Below are 18,188 nucleotides of genomic sequence, written 5' to 3' on the forward strand. Positions count from 1 at the left end.
GTAATTTCTTTTATTCAAACTCCAAAGCCACGGGTAAATTTTCCAGGGCTTCCTCTACAGCGGCTTTGCTGGAGGCTTGCTCAAGTTGAACTTTTGCTACCTGGCCAAGGGATGCATCAAAGTGGGCGGAAAACTTAGCGGTAATACTTTTTTCCTCTAATGCCTGGCCTACGACATATTCGGTAGCGCGATTGCGCAGAGCCGGTTTGAATACTTTGGCTACAGCAGTGAGTGGAATCTCATCAATAATTTCCACGCGCTTAGGAATGGCTGCACGCTCAGAAATTTGGCTGCGGCAATAGTCAATGAGTTGTTCTTCTGTGGGCGGGTTAGTGGATGGAAACAGGGTAACGTAAGCTACTGGAACTTCTCCGGCATAAGCATCTGGTTGACCCACTGCAACGGCAATAGCAACGGCAGGGTGACGGGATAATGGTTCTTCGATCAGAGCCGGATCTATATTGTGGCCGCCGCGAATGATTAAATCCTTGGCCCGCCCAGTTAAGAACAGGTTACCATCTCCATCGAGATATCCCATATCGCCGGTATTAAACCAGGACTTATCGACCCAGGCTTTAGCATTATCCTCTTCTGATAAGTAGCCAGAAAAAATATGTGGCCCGCGCGCGAGTACTATGCCCACCTCTCCTGTATTGCAGGTTCTAACCAGTCGGGTACCGTCTACTTCGGCAATTTTCATTTCCATATAAGGCAATCGCCGGCCGACGCTGCCTTCAGGGGCTTGCATATCGGTAGGAGGGCGAGCTAAAAGGCAGCTGGACTCCGTCATGCCGTAGCCATTACTGACAAGGACATTGAACTTCTCCTCAAAGCTATTCTTCAACCCCGTTGGCAGGGTGGAGGCTCCACAGCCAATATCTGTCAGACAGCTGATGTCATTGTCACCCACGGGAATTTGTAGCAATACACCGAGGATGGTGGGGACGGCGGCAAAGCCCTTCACCTGAAAACGCGCAACATGATGCCACCAATTTGGTAGGACATTGGGTGAGCGAAAACCAGAGGGCGTCATGATAACAATTGTGCGTCCGGCCAATAGGGTGCCAATACCCGCAACAACCGTACCGAAAATATGAAATAGTGGAAGTCCGCTCAGGGTAGCGAAGCGCCCTTTACTGGATGACGTATCAGCACTTAATTGAGCGACGAAGGCAATATTGCTGTGAGTTAAGCGGGCTATTTTAGGTCTTCCAGTAGTGCCCCCGGTGTGGAAATAACTAGCGGTTTCATTCCCCTGGATATAACGTTCACTCTTTAGATGATCGTCCGGCTGTTGGGATATAGCCGAGACAAAATTATCTGCGTGAATACCCGCTGGGACTGGAGTATTGCTAATTGGCTTTTTACTGATTAGTAACAGAGTTTTTAATGTGGGAACTTGCTCGAGAATTTGCGTTACTTTATCCCATATTTCCCCGCTAAGATCTTGGCCAAGAGTGACCAGGACTTTAGCCCTGGTGGTATTCATGATTTCGATTATATGTTCGGGTTCCAGCAACGGATTAATAGGGCTGGTAATACCTGCTGCCTGGCCTCCCCAAAGTGCAAAATGGGTTTCTGGCAAATTGGGTAGTAGTAAAGTCACTGTATCGGTCGGCTCAACACCGATGGAGTGAAGAAGATTGGCAGTCTGGTGCACTCGCTGGGATAACTCTAAGAAACTTACTTTAACCGTGTCTTCGTCAGGTGCGGCCGTTGGCAGGAATTCGATGGCCGAGTCATGTTGGTAGAGGCGGGCAGATTGCCGGATTAAATCAAAAGTGCTTTCCCAGGGGTATCGCTGCGAAAGGGGGACTTTTTCATACTCCTGAATTTCAGCAAGTGACTGCAACATTGTATCGGAGGATTGAATGGGCGTGATCGACATGGGGGCTTCTCTCACTTTGGTTATTATGGTGACGACCATAGCAAAAGTGAATACAGCATTCCACTCTGCGGAATAAGGTGTTAGTGTTTTACCTATTAAGAAGTGCCTAATGCATTTTTTAATGGAAAATGGCGCAAAAAAACTTATCAAAAATAAAAAGGCGCCATGTTATTGAGGTTTTTCCAGTTTTATTTTTCGAGCGGTCGATTTGTGTGCCTATCTGGAGTTGATTGGCGCTAGAAATGATCGGTTTTTTATTTCGATAAAGGCATTTTGCGCCAATAATTTAAATCGTTGGGATCGATTCAAAGGCAATTAAGTAATTTGTCGAGGTGAAGCTGTTAAACACTAGTTCCGCCTGTACCGGGGATCTTTCAAAAGATTGCGTATTTTTGCTGCGCAAGATTGTGATAGAAGCAGTTTGTAGGAGCTGCTGTTCAATGCGCCGACTAATAAAGGAGCAGGCGAATGAATATAGATTTTTCTCCCGAAGAGTTAGCTTTTCAGCAGGAGGTCCAGCAGTTTCTCCAAGAGAAACTTCCTGAAGATATTAGAGAGAAAACCCTGAAGGAAATCCCCCTGGAGAAAGAGGATTTTATTCGCTGGCAAAAAATACTCTATGAGCAAGGGTGGGCAGCTACGAATTGGCCGGTTGAATATGGAGGTACCGGTTGGACACCTACTCAGAAACACATTTGGGCAGACGAATGTGCTAACTATGGTGTACCAGAGTTGATTCCTTTCGGCTTAAAAATGGTTGCTCCAGTGATCTTTACCTACGGTAGTGAAGAACAAAAGCAACGATTTCTACCTGACATCCTGGCAAGTAATGTCTGGTGGTGTCAGGGCTATTCGGAACCAAATGCTGGTTCAGATTTAGCTTCCTTAAAAACAACAGCCGTCCGTGATGGCGATGAGTATATTGTCAACGGCACCAAGACCTGGAATACCTTGGGTCACTTTGCAGACTGGATATTTTGTTTGGTTCGTACTGGTGGGCCTCAAGTAAAGAACCAGGCTGCTATCAGCTTCTTGCTAATTGATATGAAACACCCGGGTATTACGGTTTCGCCAATTATGACCTTGGGTGGTCACCATGAAGTAAATGAAGTCCATTTCAATAATGTGAGGGTGCCGGTAGAAAACCGTATTGGCGAGGAGGGGCAAGGGTGGACTTACGCCAAGGTTTTGCTAACCCATGAACGCACCGGTATTGCGCGGGTGGCAAAATCCAAGAAACGCTTACAAATGTTAAAGGATTTAGCCAAAGAGACCTGCGATGGAGAAAATAGTCTGCTTGAGAACCCGGCTTTTGCCCAAAAACTGGCCGAAGTTGAAATTGATCTCTTGGCCCTGGAGTTTACTGAACTTCGTACGCTTGCGGCGGTAAGTACAGGTGGTGCCCCAGGAGCGGAATCTTCCATCCTTAAAATCAAAGGAACCGAAGTCGCTCAACTTATCGATGAACTGTATATGGAGACTGCGGGTTACTACGGAATGCCGTTTGTGAGAGAGCAGTTTAGGAGCGGGTTTGACGGAGAATGGGTGGGCCCCGGTGTTATTGCCAGCAGTGTGCCTCGTTACTTAAATAACCGTAAATCCTCAATTTATGGCGGAAGTAATGAGATCCAGAAAAATATTATCAGTAAATGGGTACTTGGCCTGTAAGTGCAGCATCTAAAGAGGACTTGAGCGATGGATTTTTCCTACAGCGAAGAGCAGCGGATGCTGCAAAGCAGTGTGAGCAAGTTTATCCAGCAGGATTATGACTTTGACCGTCGTTGTAAAATAGTGAGTAACGATATTGGCTTCAGTAAGGAAAATTGGAAGCTATTTGCGGAACTCGGCTGGTTAATGGTGCCGTTTGGAAAGGATGATGGAGGCCTAGGAGGCTCCGCCGTAGACTTGATGGTGGTTATGGAGGAGTTCGGCCGAGGTTTAGTGGTTGAGCCTTTCCTGGCCAGTGTTGTTCTCAGTGGTGGTCTTATCGCTGACTGCGCTAGTGAGGTGCAAAAGCGAGAACTCCTGGGAATGTTAATGGAAGGCCAATTGCAATTGGCATTTGCTTTTACTGAGTCACAGAGTCGCTATAACCTTACTGATATAGCCATGACTGCGGTAAAGGATGGAGACAATTACCTCCTGAATGGACATAAAGCTGTCGTTCTAAATGGTGACGTAGCAGATAAATTCTTAGTTGCTGTGCGGACGAGCGGAGCACAGCGAGATCGTGAGGGGATCACCTTACTACTGGTCGATCCTAATACAGAAGGGCTTCAGCGGCATGGATATGCCACTGTGGATGCACACCGTGCCGCCGAAATTAAATTCAATAACGTGAAAGTACCCATAGCTAATCTGATAGGGGAAGAGGGGGCGGCTTTAGGAGCTATAGAAAAGGCTGTTGATAGAGCGACGTTGGCATTGTGTGCAGAAGCTGTTGGAGCTATGGAAAGGATCTATAAGAAGACAGTTGAGTACACTAAGACGCGGGAGCAGTTTGGTGTTCCTATTGGCAAGTTCCAGGCACTACAGCACCGCATGGTGGATATGTTTACTGAGTATGAGCAAGCGCGCTCAATATTGTTGATGGCTGCGCTACAGCTTGATAGCAATAACGGAGTTGCGCCTAAGGCGATATCCGCTGCAAAAAGCCGTATTGGTAAAGCTGCGCGGTTTATCGGTCAAGAGGCGATACAGTTACATGGCGGTATAGGGGTTACTGAGGAGTTGGATGTAAGTCACTACTTTAAGCGTCTAACAACAATTCAGTACCTATTTGGCAGTACTGATTACCACACTTTACGATTTGCCAAGCTGTAAATCATAAAGCACTGACTATACGGCCAAACTCACTCTCTACTTGCCACTTTGCGAGGGCACACACATGGAAAAAGTTGTCGAGCACACCAGATCTGTGAGCATAGGTAAAGTAGAGAGTGTTTTTAAACTTCAAAAGGATGCATTTAATAGGAACCCCTACCCGAGTCTTCAGGAGCGTCTGGAAAGTTTAAAAAAATTAGAGCAATTGATCCTGGAAAACCAGAAATCCATAGCAAAGGCAATAAGCGAGGATTTTGGTAATCGTGCCATCCAAGAAACTAAAATTGCAGAGATCTATGGGTGTATCGAGGAGATTCGTTACACTCGTAAGCGCTTAAAAAAGTGGATGAAAATTCAGAAACGTCATGTGCCTTTGCTACTTCGAGGAGTAAAAAATCGCGTATTACCTCAACCAAAAGGGGTGGTTGCTATTGTTACCCCCTGGAATTACCCACTACTTCTATCTGTTGGGCCCTTGGTGAGTGCGATATCCGCAGGGAATCGCTGTATGATCAAGATGGCTGCTAACTCGCGTGCCCTTTCTGCATTATTACATCAGTTATTTAATAGATTCTTTTCAGAGGATCTGGTAGCTATTCTTCCTGGAGTGAGCGCTATGGAGTTTACAGCCCAGGCATATGATCACATGATCTTTACTGGATCTGGCAAAGTAGGAAAAGTGGTAATGCGGAGAGCTTCGGATCACCTAACTCCTGTGACACTAGAACTGGGAGGTAAGTCTCCAGCCATAATATGTGGCGACTTTGATGAAAATATTGCTGCGGAACGTATTTTGAGCTCAAAATTCTTCAATGCGGGCCAAACTTGTGTAGCTCCAGATTATTTATTGATTCCTGAAGAAAAACTTTCAGGATTCTTGGAATCGGCTAAGAGACTTGTACCCAAATGGTATCCATCTTTAAATTCAGAAGATTATACTTCGATTGTTGATGAAAAGGCGTTTAATAGGCTGAATACTTGTCTAACGGATGCTCTGGAGAAAGGGGCTACAGTTCTGCCGTTATTAGATGTTGAAAACAATAAGGGTTTGCAAAAAATTGCTCCCACCTTAGTGTTAAACCCGACAGAAGACATGAGTCTGCTACGCGAGGAGATATTTGGCCCTATTTTACCTATTCTTACGTATAGGAATCTGTCTGATACGATAGATTACATAAATAGTAAAGATAGGCCTTTAGCATTATATATTTTCAGTTCTTGCGGAGATGTTCAGGAAAAGATTATCAAAAGCACAATGTCTGGAGGTGTTTGTATCAATGACTGCGCGATGCATGTCTCCCAGGCAGACTTGCCCTTTGGTGGTATTGGGGCGAGTGGCATGGGGCAATATCACGCTTATGAGGGTTTTTTGGAATTCTCAAAATTACGACCGATCTTTACACAAGCCAAAAAGTCAGCGGCGGTGCCTTTACGACCACCTTATGGCCAAAGATTTGATAAAATTTTCAACTTTCTACTGCGTTTCAAACTGTAGCTGTACTGATTGAGAAGATCTGGAGTTTGAGTCGACTAATATCGGATTAACATAGCTTCGATATTGCCTACCAGGTTTTTCAACAGAGGAGCTACTTCATTTTCTAAGTATTCCGGGTTAAGTCTAAAAGCAGGTCCGCCAGCATTAAAAGTGTAAATATGACCTTGGCTTAAAGAGAGAGGTACTGCGATACCGTTGACATCGCGATTCCACTCGCCAAAAGAGCAGCAGAAGCCGCGCTGCTGGTAGCTGTTGACCGCTTCTTCAATACCGGCTTTGATCGTTGGCCATTGATCACCAGCTTTTTTCTCCAGGTAGCCATAAAAATATTCCCGTTCTTCTTGAGGGAGTGCTGCCAAAAAAGCTCGCCCGGAGCCGCTGGAAGCTATGGGTACGCGATTACCGATTTCATGGCGAAAAGTTGTGACATTTGCTGGAGCACAGAACTCAACAAAAATCATATCCAGCCGGTCCCGATCAGAGAGACCAACAGCGGTACCGGTAGAATTGGCCAGATCCTGCATTAAAGGCTTGGCTACCTGTCTGACTGTGAGATTTGAGACAAAAGCATAACCAAGAGCCAGGACGCCACTACCCAGCTGATATTTCTCCATTCGATCAGAGTAGGTCAGATAGCCTAATTTGGTCAGAGTATAAGTCAGTCTGGAAACACTGGAGCGGGGCAGGCCAGTACGCTGGGCGATCTCCAAATTACCCAGAAAGCCATCACCAGGTTGAAAAGCTCGGAGCACATCCAATCCACGAGCTAGTGCCTCAATAAATTTTCGATCTGGTTCGGTATCTTTTTTTCTGGGAAGGTCACTTAGGGAAACCATTGGCTTAGTCCTACTTATTAATTAATAAGTATACAGATGTTCCCTTGCAAGCTGAAGGGAGATATATGAATTCTATATGAGTAAATCTATTTTACTGGAACATGTTGGGGAAGGTGATAGTAAAAGTGGATGAGTAAATATCGCCTGGTTAAACAGTTTGTGGGGTATAGTCTTATATTTAATATATGCCAAGCTGTATGGTGAAGGGTATATATAATTATAATTGGTGGGCAGTTTCTCAACCAAATAGTGCCTAGTGTATTATTAGTCACTATATTGATTTTCTGAATTTTGGAGGAGCTATAATTTCAAGCTAGTTTCAGTGGAGTAGGGTAGCTCCCCTTCTAATAAACCCCAGGAAATTACTATGAAAACGCATTATTCTATAGGGAATGATAAGCTAGCGAAAGGTTTCCTGCGTACGGTTAAAAATGGCAGTTCAAAAATCAAACAGTATTTACTCAATCGTGTAGGGTTGGCATCTCATGAAATAAGAGTAGGTATTAACTCTGATTCTCCTTTCGCATTTGGAAAATTAGTTTGGAATAAAGATCATAGAGATTATCAGTATTACGATAGGTCCTTTGGATCTTCGTTTATATATATGTTAAATACATCGAAGACGGTTCCGGCAATCACTTCGTTTGGTATTATTGTTGTTCTTCCTAAGGATTCTCCTCTCAGGTTTCGAGATCCCCGCATTGCGGATGATAGTGATGACCTTTCAATGTTTTGGCAGCATGACTTCATTGATACTGAAGATGAAAAGGAAATTGCTTTACGTGAAATACCAACTTTGCCTCAGGGGCGTTACCTCAATTTTCCAGAGCATAAATTTCTCACTAATGTCTGGTGGCCCGACATTATCGAAACTTATGGCTACCATGAGTGGATAGATAAGCAAGATATACCTAAAAGTCTTGGCGAGGAGATGGAGGCAAATATTAAACGTACTATTAAAAATATGGAAGTGTGGCTTTATGTTATTTTAGATAGTGATGAGCTTCTGCCTTTTAAATGGAGTTATCAAGATAAGACCTTTATGCCAGGATTTTGGACCGATGGCACTGTGGTAAAATAATTGTTCTGGCGATATGGTTAAAGGTGTTAATCAAGTGAACCCTGTTATCTCCTCTAGTGTTTAATAGTCTATTCGGCAGATCTGAGTACATATACTATGTAAAAAAATGAAATATGCTCTCAAAGGATCCGTTTATGAATGTTATCTGTTCTTTGGGTATAGTTGCCTACTGTTTTTGGACGAGTTGCCCAGATTTTTCTAGAAAAAGATGCATAAAATCCTCAGCTAAATATAGTTGTCCCTTATAAATCAACTGCGCTTCCTTTCTGATAGTATCAATTGAGCAGCTCGCCTTGCTATCTTTTTGGTAGCGTGTGCTGAAATGTGTGAGAACCAGGTTGGGAATTGAAAGGCTCTCGGCAAAAGAGGCTATTTGGGTGGAATAGCTGTGCCCTACATGCCCCGCTTTCTGAGCCAAATCTTTTGCATAAGTCGATTCATGCACTAAGACATTGCAGTTGGCACAGGTATCTTTTAAAAGCTCAGGGTTATCATTGTCTCCACAAATTATAATATTACGTGGAGGCCTCGGCTTTAGAATAAAGTCCGTTGCAGTGTATATTTTACCGTGATGAACGACATCGATACCGTTCTTTATCTTTCCCCATTGCGGTCCTTTAGGGATACCGGTGGCAAGTAAACTTTGTGTATCTAATATAACCTCAACATATCTTTCCGTAAAACTGTACGCATAAGAGGGGACCCTGTGGGAAAGTTGTATAGTGGTTATGGTGAACTGTCCCATTTCTATTTGGGGTAAATCTTCAACAGGAATGAAGTTGAGTTCAAATGGAAAATAGAGTTCTGTGATTGTTTGAGTTGATAGAAGCCAATCATAGACGGCCCTAGGAGCAACAAGTGTCAGTGGTCTTGTCCTTCGTTGCATTCCTGAGCTACCAAGTAGACCAGGGAGTCCGTAGCAGTGATCGCCATGCTTATGGGTGATAAAGATTGCACTTAGCCTATTTAGTGATAAGTTTGTATGTAGAATCTGCTGCTGGGTACCTTCCCCACAGTCGATCAAATACCAGTTCTTTCCCAGGTTTTCTAATAGCCCAATACCAGAAACATTCCTCTGCTTGGTCGGAGTGCCTGATGATGTCCCCAAAAACAGTATTTCCACTTAGTCGCTACCTGATTGTTTAGCAATATTGAAGATTACGGTGGCTAGGGGTCTTCCTGAGCTTTGGCTGTGATTAACTTCTGATTGATAAGCAGTGTAGAAGATGAAAAAAAGCTATTGACCTCAAGTTAGGTTTAGGTATTAAGCTTCCGTCTATTGTTTATGAGGCCGGGTTTTGAGGAGACAATCGAGATGGGTACCCCTGGTATTAACTTGCAGCAATATTTAGACCGTATTAATTTTGATGGAGCCCCGGGTGCTAACTTGCAGTGTCTACAGCAGTTGTTGACCCAGCACGTCCGTACGATTCCATTCGAGAACGTCACTTCATTTTTGGGAAGCCCCGTGGATATTGAGTTGGAATCTATTGAGGCCAAGTTGGTACAACAAAAACGTGGAGGTTATTGTTACGAGCAAAATGCCTTATTAGGGGCAGTGTTAGGGCAAATCGGTTTTAAAGTTACGAACCTCGCCGCACGGATACTGTGGCAAATGCTGATAGGGCATCAACCCGCTCAGTCGCATATGATTCTGATGGTGGAGCTTGAGGGTACACGCTTCCTGATAGATGCGGGATTTGGAAGTAACACTTTGACTGCACCACTCAATTTAGACTCCAGTGATCGTCAGAGCACACCGCACGGTGTTTACCGCTTTACTTTAATAGATGATGAGTACCTGTTAGAGGTTACAACCGATAGTGGTTGGCAACCTATGTACAGCTTTGACTTGAAACCTAAAACTCATGGCGATTATAAAATTGGTAGTTGGTATTGTTCAACACACCCTAAATCCAGGTTTGTAGAGCACTTGATTGTTGCTCGGTCTTTCCCAGAGGGGCGGCATACACTTTTCAATAGACAGTTAAGCTATCAACCACTTTTAGGCTCCAAGAGTGTTGTCATGTTAGCGGATGTTGATGAGCTTCGGGCTACTTTACTGGATATCTTTGGGATAGAAGTGCCGTTTGGCAGAGAAATTGATCAAAAGTTAGGCCGGATATTTGAGTCAGACGGCATAGCGGAGCGAGTCATATGAAGAGGGTAGGTGTTGTTTACCATTCTGTATCTGGTTGCAGTAAAGTTCTTGCGGAGTCCGTGGTGGAGGGGGTTAACACGCTAGAGAAGTGTATTGGTGTTGCCCTTGAGATTCAGGGAGAGAGCATTCTTCACGGACGTTATGAAGATCAGTCATTATTAGCTCAGTTGGATCAATGTGAAGCCATAGTAATGGGTTCGCCGACCTTTATGGGTACTGTCTCCGCTCAATTCAAAGCATTTATGGATGCAGCAAGTGAGCGCTATGGAGATCGGTGCTGGCTGGATAAGTTAGCTGCAGGATTTACTGTTGGTAGTAATTTTAGTGGTGATCAGCTAGGTACCATCAGGACTCTACAGGTCTTTGCTGCACAAATGGGCATGTTGTGGGTTCCCCTGGATATTCTACCGAGTCAAGATTCCCTGGGTAGAAACCGGGGTGGTTGTCAGTCGGGCTTGGTAGCTGTCGCTGAGGGAGCTGGTGAAATTCATGAGTTGGATCGACTTACAGCCGTACATTTAGGACGTCGAATCGCAGGCTTAGCACTACGAACTTCCGATTTTAGGACCACGTTTCTTGACTAGCTTTTTGCTGCTCAAAAGTAGGCTGCTGATGCAGCCTACGATGACGATAATCCCGATTAGCTGAAATCCCGCTTGGTAATTGTAGAATTTCTGTGTTGGTTGTGGAGCAAAGTCAAAAAGTCTGGCTAATAAATCGCTGAGGGAGCGGATATAAGCGAACTCTATATCTTGATCAAGTGAGAGCCCTATGAGGGTTTGAATTACCCCTCCTAAAACAAAGCCCCCAGTTACAATAAGGGCAGAGGCAATGGCGTGCGCCTTTTCAGGAAGTTCAGATTGTACTATCGAGAGAGATAGAATTGAGCTGCTGAGGCCAAATCCTAAGAGAAAATTTGCCGTCAAAGTCCAGGAGTCCGACAAGTGAATACTCAGTAAAGCTGTGACAGCAATAATTGAGAAGAAACTAAAAGTTCTCGCTGGAATTACATAATCTCCCCGATAATGAGACCAAGCACCGACAATAAAGCTGCCGATAATGATACCCGTTGAAATCATCGCATTGAGTAGGGCACTTTCTCTGGATGTTTCACGAAAAAAATCAACTTGGAACTGTATATTCCATAAATCAGAGTAGGCGATAATTACGCCGAAAAGGCAGGAGTAGAAGGTGAGGGCCAGCCAAAAAGCTCTTGATTTGAAGCATGAATTTAGCTTGTCAAATTGAGTGGCTTTTTTGGCAGAGAGTTCATGGGAAGAGTTTTGATTGCTGCCAATAAAAATAAATATCAGCACAGCAATGCAAATAAAAAATAGCGCTGCGATGAAGTAGGGCTCCCGGAATGAGACTTCGGTATCGAACAAACCGATAAGTAATGAGAGTGAAGCTGCTGCGAAGTTAGCTAGTCCTTGGCTAACAGCGGCCATCAGTGAAAACTTATTAGGTAAATCCCGCCCGATAACATAGATAACTCCCAAAAAGCTACTGGATAATCCAAGTGCGACTAAGAGCTGCCCTGTAAGGGCTGTTCCGAAAGAATGACTGCTGGCAAAAATTACACAGCCGCTAGCGGCGAGGGTGGCTGAGATACTCAGTAAATACCGTGGACTTATAGGGCCCAATAGTGAGCCAAGTGTCAGTTGACCAATAGAATAGGCGACAAAGTAATATCCTCCCAGCATCCCTAAGCTTTGATGGTTGAGATTGAGTTCTTGAGTGAGGCTAGGTGATAGTAGGGCAAATAGGATTGAGTTGGTTACGCTGGCGCTGAAAAATATGACTGCAACTGTCCAAGACGCGTAGCGGAAGTGTTTCTGCCCCATAGGCTTTTCTTTATCGGTGTTTATTGCCATGTCTCGGCCTTGGGCTTCACTCCTCAGCTCCTGCTTATGATTGCAGCGACCAATAGGGATAAAGCGCTAGGGTTTTAAATGGATATGAAACAAGTCGCATTAGATAGATCTTAGAGCAATTAGGAGCCGTAGCCCGAACACAAGTAGTTGATAGTAAGCAGGATTGAAATCGATCGGGCAGCTAGGTTTGATCAAAGTATCGCCAACGGCTGTTGAAGTTGAATGCTATTTACTAGGCGGTGCCGTATTGAGGAGCTTCAATAGACCCTTATTTAAAAGAATACACTTACAAAGTCGTTATCATATGATTTCATCTCCCCAATAGAAACATTCCGTGGCTCGTTATCAGGTGGAAGGGATGTGAGTGGTGTGAACGCTGTGGGCATATTGAAACTAGAGGTGAGATCCTGCTTCGGGACTGGGCTTTAATGAGTATGCAACCTTGGCAATCGATGGTGGCCCATGCGTCGAAAGTCTTTCTTGGCTAGCCGTATTAATGCCGTCAGTGATGGCGTTTTTGCCATTGCTATGACGCTGTTGGTTTTTAATATCCAGATTCCCGATCTGGAGGATATAAAGCCGGGCGAGGATTTCCACAGCAATATTCTTCAGCAGTTGCCCCATTTTTTTTCCTGGATACTGAGCTTTGCAATTCTCTGCCGGCTGTGGCTTACCCACAATCATCTGATGTCGGACCATCAATTTAAATCGGTAGCCTTTACCAGTTTTAACTTTTTGCTATTGGGGGCGGTGGCGTTTATTCCTTTTCCAGCAAGTTTGATGGGGGAATATCCTGACCAGGTTTGGTCAGTGATCTTATTATCAGCAAGCTATGCGGTGGCCGCTATAGCAATTGCGGGTATGTGGTGTGTCGCTGCGAATCGAACGAACGTATCCGCGCACCGTGTACTAGTGGTCAGCATGGTGATGTTGTGTACCAGTATCCTGGCGTGCTTGTTGACCCTTTTCAATCCCTATTGGGGGCTCGGGCTCTGGATAGTGTATGTGTTGGGGATAGCGCCTCTGGCTCACTTTGTCGAAAAGCGCTATGTCCCTGCAGAGAGTTGAGATGGGACTGGGCCTGCCATATGGGTGCTGGTGGCAGGCCTCAAAAGATTAAATCAGGCTGCGTACCATTTTAATATGGGGGATTCCCGCTTCGTAAAACACGTCGCCTTCAGCTTCAAATCCAGCCTGCAAGTAGAACCCCTCAGCATGTCGCTGTGCATGTAAATGGACTTGCTGAAAGTTTTGCTCCTTCGCCTGCTCGCAGATGGCCTGTAATAGCTGGGCCCCGATGCCGCATCCGCGTGAAGATTTCTGTACAGCCATACGACCAATTTTTCCGCCTTGGGTGAGGCGCCCGGTGGCAACTGGGATTGTTTCGCGGAAGACGAGGAAGTGCTGGGATGTCTCCTCTTGATCATCCCATTCCAAGTCCGCAGGTACCTGTTGTTCCTGTACAAAAACTGCTTCGCGAATTGAACGAATTGCGTCCCGGTCAGTGTTCCAATCCGCTAGGCGTATAGCTACTGGCATCTCAGAAATCCTCAGGAGGGTAGATCAAGGTGCCCTGTGCAACCAGCTGATCGAGAAGGCCGCTGTCTTCGGCTATTTCCGGGAAGGCTTCGATATCATCCCAGGAAATTTCATGGGACTCAGTAAACTGCTCGGCAAACGCCAGGGGGCAGGGGAAGGCTTCACCATCAACAAACAAAGTGGCTGGCTCGCGGCAAAAGGCGGTGCGGGAAGCGGGATTTAAAACCAGTTGTGCTCCCTGGGGCATTTGTTCGCGCCAGTCTGCAGCATCGTCAGCATCCAGGGCGACAGTATCCGGGTATTTTGCTTCGGTCATAACCGCACCAAACCACTGGGCGATTTTCTCCGGCTGCTGCAGCCATTCGCCGAGTTGTTGTTGCAGGCGGGCAACAGAGGCGGGGTCAATTTCCGCTGGGTTTTTCGCCACTTCAGCACCGGCATCGGTGTATCGCTGGCTGTCCGGCAAATCCATAGCGACTTCAGCGGCGAGATCTTCGAGGATCGCCGCGGCGGAAGGCGCGCGGAAACCAATAGAGATCGTGGTGCACCCACCTTCGGCTATTCCCCAATGGCTGAATTGGGGCGGCAAGTAAAGCATATCGCCGGGCTCTAGTACCCAGCTGTTTTCTGCTTCGAAATCTTTCAGGATATTGAGGGGCGTTCCTTCCAGGCGGGGATTGCTTTCATCCACCTTGGGGCCTTGTTGCCACAAACGCTTGCCTTCGGCCTGGAGAAGAAACACATCGTAGTGATCGTAGTGGGGACCAACGCTGCCCTTATCGGCGGCGTAACTGATCATCACATCATCCAGCCGCCAGTCGGGGATAAAGCGGAAGAAATCTTTTAGTTCAGCAATTTCTGACATCCACTGATCGACAGCTTGTACCAGCAGGGTCCAGTGGGTTTTAGGGAGGGAGAGAAAATCTTCTTCAGTGAATGGACCTGTACGCAGCTCCCAGGGGCCGCTTTCACCATTTTCCAATACCAAGCGAGACTCGACCGCTTCCTCCAGGGCCATACCCGCGAGTTCTTCACCCGAGATGGGTGATTCAAAGTTGGCGAAAGCATTGCGTATCAGCAGGGGTTTCTGCTGCCAGTAGTCACGCATAAAAACTTCGATGGGCATGTCGCCAAGATGGGTAAGGGGGCTGGCCACGGTAACTCTCACTGTCAGAAGGCTGGGGTTGTATCTGGATATTCTGAGGTTCAGAAACTATCCAGCGTACTTTTGTATTTTTTAAAAGATGACCAGCCGCACTGGGTGCGGCTGGTAGCTGGGCTCGGTTAAATTTTGCGAGCCTGTTCCACGGCATTACCGATATAGGATGCCGGAGTCATTTCCAGCAGATCGCTCTTGGCTTCTGCGGGAATCTCCAGGTTTTCGATAAATACTTTCAGGGTTTCACGGGTGATACCCTGACCGCGGGTGAGGGCCTTCAGTTTCTCGTAAGGCTCTTCAATGTTGTAGCGACGCATAACCGTTTGGATCGGCTCTGCCAACACTTCCCATGAATTATCCAGGTCTTCCGCCAGGCGCTCGCGGTTGATTTCCAGTTTGCCCAGGCCTTTCATGGTGGCGGCATAGGCAATGGCAGAGTAGCCCGCACCCACCCCCATATTGCGCAGCACGGTGGAGTCTGTCAGGTCGCGCTGCCAGCGGGATACTGGAAGTTTGGCGGCCAGGTGCTGGAATACGGCGTTGGCAATACCCAGATTGCCTTCGGAGTTTTCGAAGTCAATGGGGTTAACTTTGTGCGGCATGGTGGAGGAGCCAACTTCACCGGCTACGACTTTTTGCTTGAAGTAACCCATGGAGATGTAGCCCCATACATCGCGGTCAAAATCGATCAGGATGGTGTTAAAGCGGGCAACAGCGTCGAACAGCTCAGCAATGTAGTCGTGGGGCTCGATCTGGGTGGTGTAGGGGTTCCAGCTAAGGCCCAGAGAAGAAATGAATTCTTCAGCATTTTGCTCCCAGTCAATATTGGGATAGGCGGACAGGTGAGCGTTGTAATTACCTACCGCACCGTTAATTTTACCTAGCAGCGGCACCGCTTTAATCTGGGCTACCTGGCGGCGCAGGCGCGCGGCCACGTTGGCAAGTTCTTTACCAACAGTAGACGGGCTGGCAGTCTGGCCGTGAGTACGGGACAGCATGGGTACGTCGGCAAAGTCCTGGGCCAGGCCTACGATAGCGTCAATCAGTGCTTCCATCGCAGGCAACATGACGTTGTCGCGGCCGGCGCGAAGCATCAGGGCGTGGGACAGGTTGTTGATGTCCTCAGAGGTGCAGGCAAAGTGTACGAATTCACTCACTTTCGCCAGCTGGGCATTGCTGCTGATTTTATCCTTGAGGAAGTATTCAACCGCTTTTACATCGTGGTTGGTGGTGCGCTCGATTTCCTTGATGCGCTCAGCATCTTCCAGGGAGAAGTCGGCCACAATGCTGTCGAGCAGCTTGTTGGCAGCTTCGTCGAACTGCTCAACTTCGGCGATCTCTTTATGTGCGGAAAGTTTTTGCAGCCAGCGTACTTCCACTTCAACGCGGGCGCGGATCAGGCCGTATTCACTGAAAATTTCACGCAGGGGGGCAGTCTTGCTCTCGTAGCGACCATCAATAGGGGATACCGCTGTGAGGGCGGAAAGCTCAACTGTCATAGTAAATCTCCGGGATTAGTGTTCTATAGATTCGATATGTGCGATCAATTCGTTGGTCGCATTCAAAAGCTTTTTGCGCTGGAACAGAAGGTGCAGGCGACGCCCACCCAGCTGTCGCCATAGGGTTGCCGAGCGGATGCCGGCAAATAGCATGGAGCGAATTTGATTGGCGATACGCTGCTGTTGCAGGTAATTGAAGTCACCCAGTACTTGAATCCGGAAGCGGAAGGTACCTAGCGTATCGCTGTAGATGCTGGCGAGGTTGGAAAATACATTCTCGTGAGTCAGCTCGAAGTGCTCTGCTTGAGTCTTGGCCTTATCCAATCGGCTGCCAATGATTGATAGCAGGTCATTATTCTTACTGAGTTGTCGCTGCAGGTAGATCACCGAGAGGGCGTAGCGCAGACCGTCGGTATATTCCGGGTGTTGCCGGGTCTTTAGTATTTGCTGCGATACTTTTAAGCCGGGCAGCAGCTTGTCTGCACCGGCGAATATATCTTCAGTGCGATCAGGGTTTAGTTGGAAGAGGCTATATACCCCGGTTTCCAGCTGTTCCTGCGGTGCAGAGCCTGTTTTGGCCAGGCGCTCCACCAGTGTTGCGGATTGGAATATTCCTGCCAGTGCCAGTGCCTGATCCCGCCAGTTATTCAAAATTACTCCTTAATCTTTCTTGTATTTTTCCGGTACTGCGGCGCCAACTCCCGTGGCTTTCTCGATCACCGCACCACCGAGACAGGTTTCTCCATCGTACAGTACCAGAGATTGTCCCGGTGTGATTGCGCGTTGTGGCTCGTCGAACTCTACAACCAAATCGCCATTGCCCTGCAGGTGCACGGTGCAATCCTGATCTGGTTGGCGATAGCGGGTCTTGGCCTGGCAACGGAAGGTTTTGCCCGGTGCTGCGCCATTAATCCAGTGGGTCTGTGTTGCTTCCAGACCCGTTGCATAAAGCAGGGGGTGGTGTGCACCCTGGGCCACAATCAAGACATTGCGCTCCAGGTTTTTTCCGACAACATACCAGGGCTGTTCGCCTGCACCTTTGACGCCACCAATACCGAGCCCCTGGCGCTGGCCAATGGTGTGGTACATCAGGCCCGCGTGGCGCCCCATGACTTCACCCTCTGGGGTTTCCATATCGCCGGGCTGGGCGGGCAGGTACTGCTCGAGGAAGTCCTTGAAGCGGCGCTCGCCGATAAAGCAGATGCCGGTGCTGTCTTTTTTGTTGTGGGTGATAAAGCCATTTTCTTCAGCGATACGGCGAACTTCGGGCTTCTCCAGCTCTCCTAAAGGAAAGAGTGAGCGGGCAAATTCGGCTTCTCCCACCGCATGCAGGAAGTAGCTCTGGTCTTTGTTACCGTCGAGGCCCTTCAATAAATAGGTGCGGCCATCGATATCGCGGCGACGGGTATAGTGCCCGGTGGCTATTGCATCGGCACCCAGCACTTCGGCGTACTCAAGAAAGACCTTAAATTTGATTTCCCGGTTACACAGGATGTCCGGGTTAGGAGTGCGCCCGGCTTTATACTCTGCCAGGAAGTACTCGAATACGTGATCCCAGTACTCCGCAGCAAAGTTGGCGGTGTGCAACTTGATGCCCAATTTCTCACAAACTGCCTGGGCATCAGCCAGGTCCGCCTTGGCGGTACAGTATTCTGTGCCGTCGTCTTCATCCCAGTTTTTCATAAACAGGCCTTCCACTTGATAGCCCTGCTGGATCAGCAGGTGTGCGGCTACAGAGGAATCCACACCGCCGGACATACCGACGATGACGCGCTTTGGCTGTTTGTTGTGGGTGGAATCAGGCATAAGAAGGACAGTCACTACTTCACAGGT

General features: G+C 47.2%; 16 protein-coding genes. 7 read left to right on the forward strand and 9 right to left on the reverse strand.

The features are described from left to right. Nucleotides 1-10: 10 nt before the first annotated feature. Entirely contained in the window at nucleotides 11-1,888 is a 1,878-nt protein-coding gene (locus ACJJIR_RS09060) for an acyl-CoA synthetase (RefSeq protein ID WP_444908083.1), read from the reverse strand. Between the two features lie 468 nt (nucleotides 1,889-2,356). On the opposite strand from ACJJIR_RS09060, the gene ACJJIR_RS09065 reads away from it, so the two are divergent. From ACJJIR_RS09065 to ACJJIR_RS09075, 3 genes are all read left to right on the forward strand, one after another. Next, nucleotides 2,357-3,556 (forward strand): acyl-CoA dehydrogenase family protein, encoded by a 1,200-nt coding sequence (locus ACJJIR_RS09065; protein WP_444908084.1) that lies wholly within the window; start codon nucleotides 2,357-2,359, stop codon nucleotides 3,554-3,556. A gap of 27 nt (nucleotides 3,557-3,583) precedes the next feature. Further along, on the forward strand, nucleotides 3,584-4,711 hold the full coding sequence (locus tag ACJJIR_RS09070) for an acyl-CoA dehydrogenase family protein (protein ID WP_444908085.1): 1,128 nt from the start codon (nucleotides 3,584-3,586) through the stop codon (nucleotides 4,709-4,711). 64 nt (nucleotides 4,712-4,775) lie between these two features. After that, entirely contained in the window at nucleotides 4,776-6,206 is a 1,431-nt protein-coding gene (locus tag ACJJIR_RS09075) for a coniferyl aldehyde dehydrogenase (RefSeq protein ID WP_444908086.1), read from the forward strand. Between the two features lie 35 nt (nucleotides 6,207-6,241). Here the strand turns inward: ACJJIR_RS09075 and ACJJIR_RS09080 are convergent, their stop codons facing one another. Further along, a complete protein-coding gene (locus tag ACJJIR_RS09080; protein ID WP_444908087.1) occupies nucleotides 6,242-7,042 on the reverse strand; it encodes an IclR family transcriptional regulator in 801 nt (266 codons plus the stop codon). Between the two features lie 367 nt (nucleotides 7,043-7,409). Between ACJJIR_RS09080 and ACJJIR_RS09085 the strand changes: the two genes are divergently transcribed. After that, complete coding sequence (locus ACJJIR_RS09085; protein WP_444908088.1) at nucleotides 7,410-8,123, forward strand: hypothetical protein; 714 nt, start codon at nucleotides 7,410-7,412, stop codon at nucleotides 8,121-8,123. A 166-nt stretch (nucleotides 8,124-8,289) separates the two neighbouring features. Here the strand turns inward: ACJJIR_RS09085 and ACJJIR_RS09090 are convergent, their stop codons facing one another. After that, nucleotides 8,290-9,246 (reverse strand): ribonuclease Z, encoded by a 957-nt coding sequence (locus tag ACJJIR_RS09090; protein WP_444908089.1) that lies wholly within the window; start codon nucleotides 9,244-9,246, stop codon nucleotides 8,290-8,292. A 192-nt stretch (nucleotides 9,247-9,438) separates the two neighbouring features. On the opposite strand from ACJJIR_RS09090, the gene ACJJIR_RS09095 reads away from it, so the two are divergent. Both ACJJIR_RS09095 and ACJJIR_RS09100 read left to right on the forward strand, forming a co-directional pair. Continuing rightward, on the forward strand, nucleotides 9,439-10,284 hold the full coding sequence (locus ACJJIR_RS09095; protein ID WP_444908090.1) for an arylamine N-acetyltransferase family protein: 846 nt from the start codon (nucleotides 9,439-9,441) through the stop codon (nucleotides 10,282-10,284). After that, entirely contained in the window at nucleotides 10,281-10,868 is a 588-nt protein-coding gene (locus ACJJIR_RS09100; protein WP_444908091.1) for a flavodoxin family protein, read from the forward strand. Before ACJJIR_RS09095 ends, ACJJIR_RS09100 begins: the two co-directional genes overlap by 4 nt. Here the strand turns inward: ACJJIR_RS09100 and ACJJIR_RS09105 are convergent. Then, a complete protein-coding gene (locus tag ACJJIR_RS09105; protein WP_444908092.1) occupies nucleotides 10,830-12,158 on the reverse strand; it encodes an MFS transporter in 1,329 nt (442 codons plus the stop codon). The two genes, ACJJIR_RS09100 and ACJJIR_RS09105, sit on opposite strands and share 39 nt — an antisense overlap. A gap of 462 nt (nucleotides 12,159-12,620) precedes the next feature. Here ACJJIR_RS09105 and ACJJIR_RS09110 point away from each other — a divergent pair, with 462 nt between their 5' ends. After that, on the forward strand, nucleotides 12,621-13,226 hold the full coding sequence (locus ACJJIR_RS09110; RefSeq protein WP_444908093.1) for a TMEM175 family protein: 606 nt from the start codon (nucleotides 12,621-12,623) through the stop codon (nucleotides 13,224-13,226). 48 nt (nucleotides 13,227-13,274) lie between these two features. Here the strand turns inward: ACJJIR_RS09110 and ACJJIR_RS09115 are convergent, their stop codons facing one another. The 5 genes from ACJJIR_RS09115 to mnmA form a co-directional block, all read right to left on the reverse strand. Beyond that, nucleotides 13,275-13,697 carry a GNAT family N-acetyltransferase gene (locus ACJJIR_RS09115; RefSeq protein WP_444908094.1) on the reverse strand — a complete coding sequence of 141 codons (423 nt, stop codon included), beginning with the start codon at nucleotides 13,695-13,697 and terminating at the stop codon, nucleotides 13,275-13,277. Nucleotide 13,698: 1 nt separating this feature from the next. Beyond that, nucleotides 13,699-14,853, reverse strand: a complete 1,155-nt coding sequence (locus ACJJIR_RS09120; protein ID WP_444908095.1) for a JmjC domain-containing protein — start codon at nucleotides 14,851-14,853, stop codon at nucleotides 13,699-13,701. Between the two features lie 128 nt (nucleotides 14,854-14,981). Next, nucleotides 14,982-16,355, reverse strand: coding sequence for an adenylosuccinate lyase (gene purB, locus ACJJIR_RS09125; RefSeq protein WP_444908096.1), 1,374 nt, complete (start codon nucleotides 16,353-16,355; stop codon nucleotides 14,982-14,984). Between the two features lie 15 nt (nucleotides 16,356-16,370). Then, a complete protein-coding gene (hflD, locus tag ACJJIR_RS09130) occupies nucleotides 16,371-17,009 on the reverse strand; it encodes a high frequency lysogenization protein HflD (protein ID WP_413665869.1) in 639 nt (212 codons plus the stop codon). Between the two features lie 6 nt (nucleotides 17,010-17,015). After that, nucleotides 17,016-18,161: a tRNA 2-thiouridine(34) synthase MnmA gene (gene mnmA / locus ACJJIR_RS09135; protein WP_444908097.1), complete on the reverse strand. Its 1,146-nt coding sequence runs from the start codon at nucleotides 18,159-18,161 to the stop codon at nucleotides 17,016-17,018. Between the last annotated feature and the right edge of the window lie 27 nt (nucleotides 18,162-18,188).

The sequence above is a fragment of the Microbulbifer maximicatervae (SeqCode) genome (assembly GCF_052467385.1).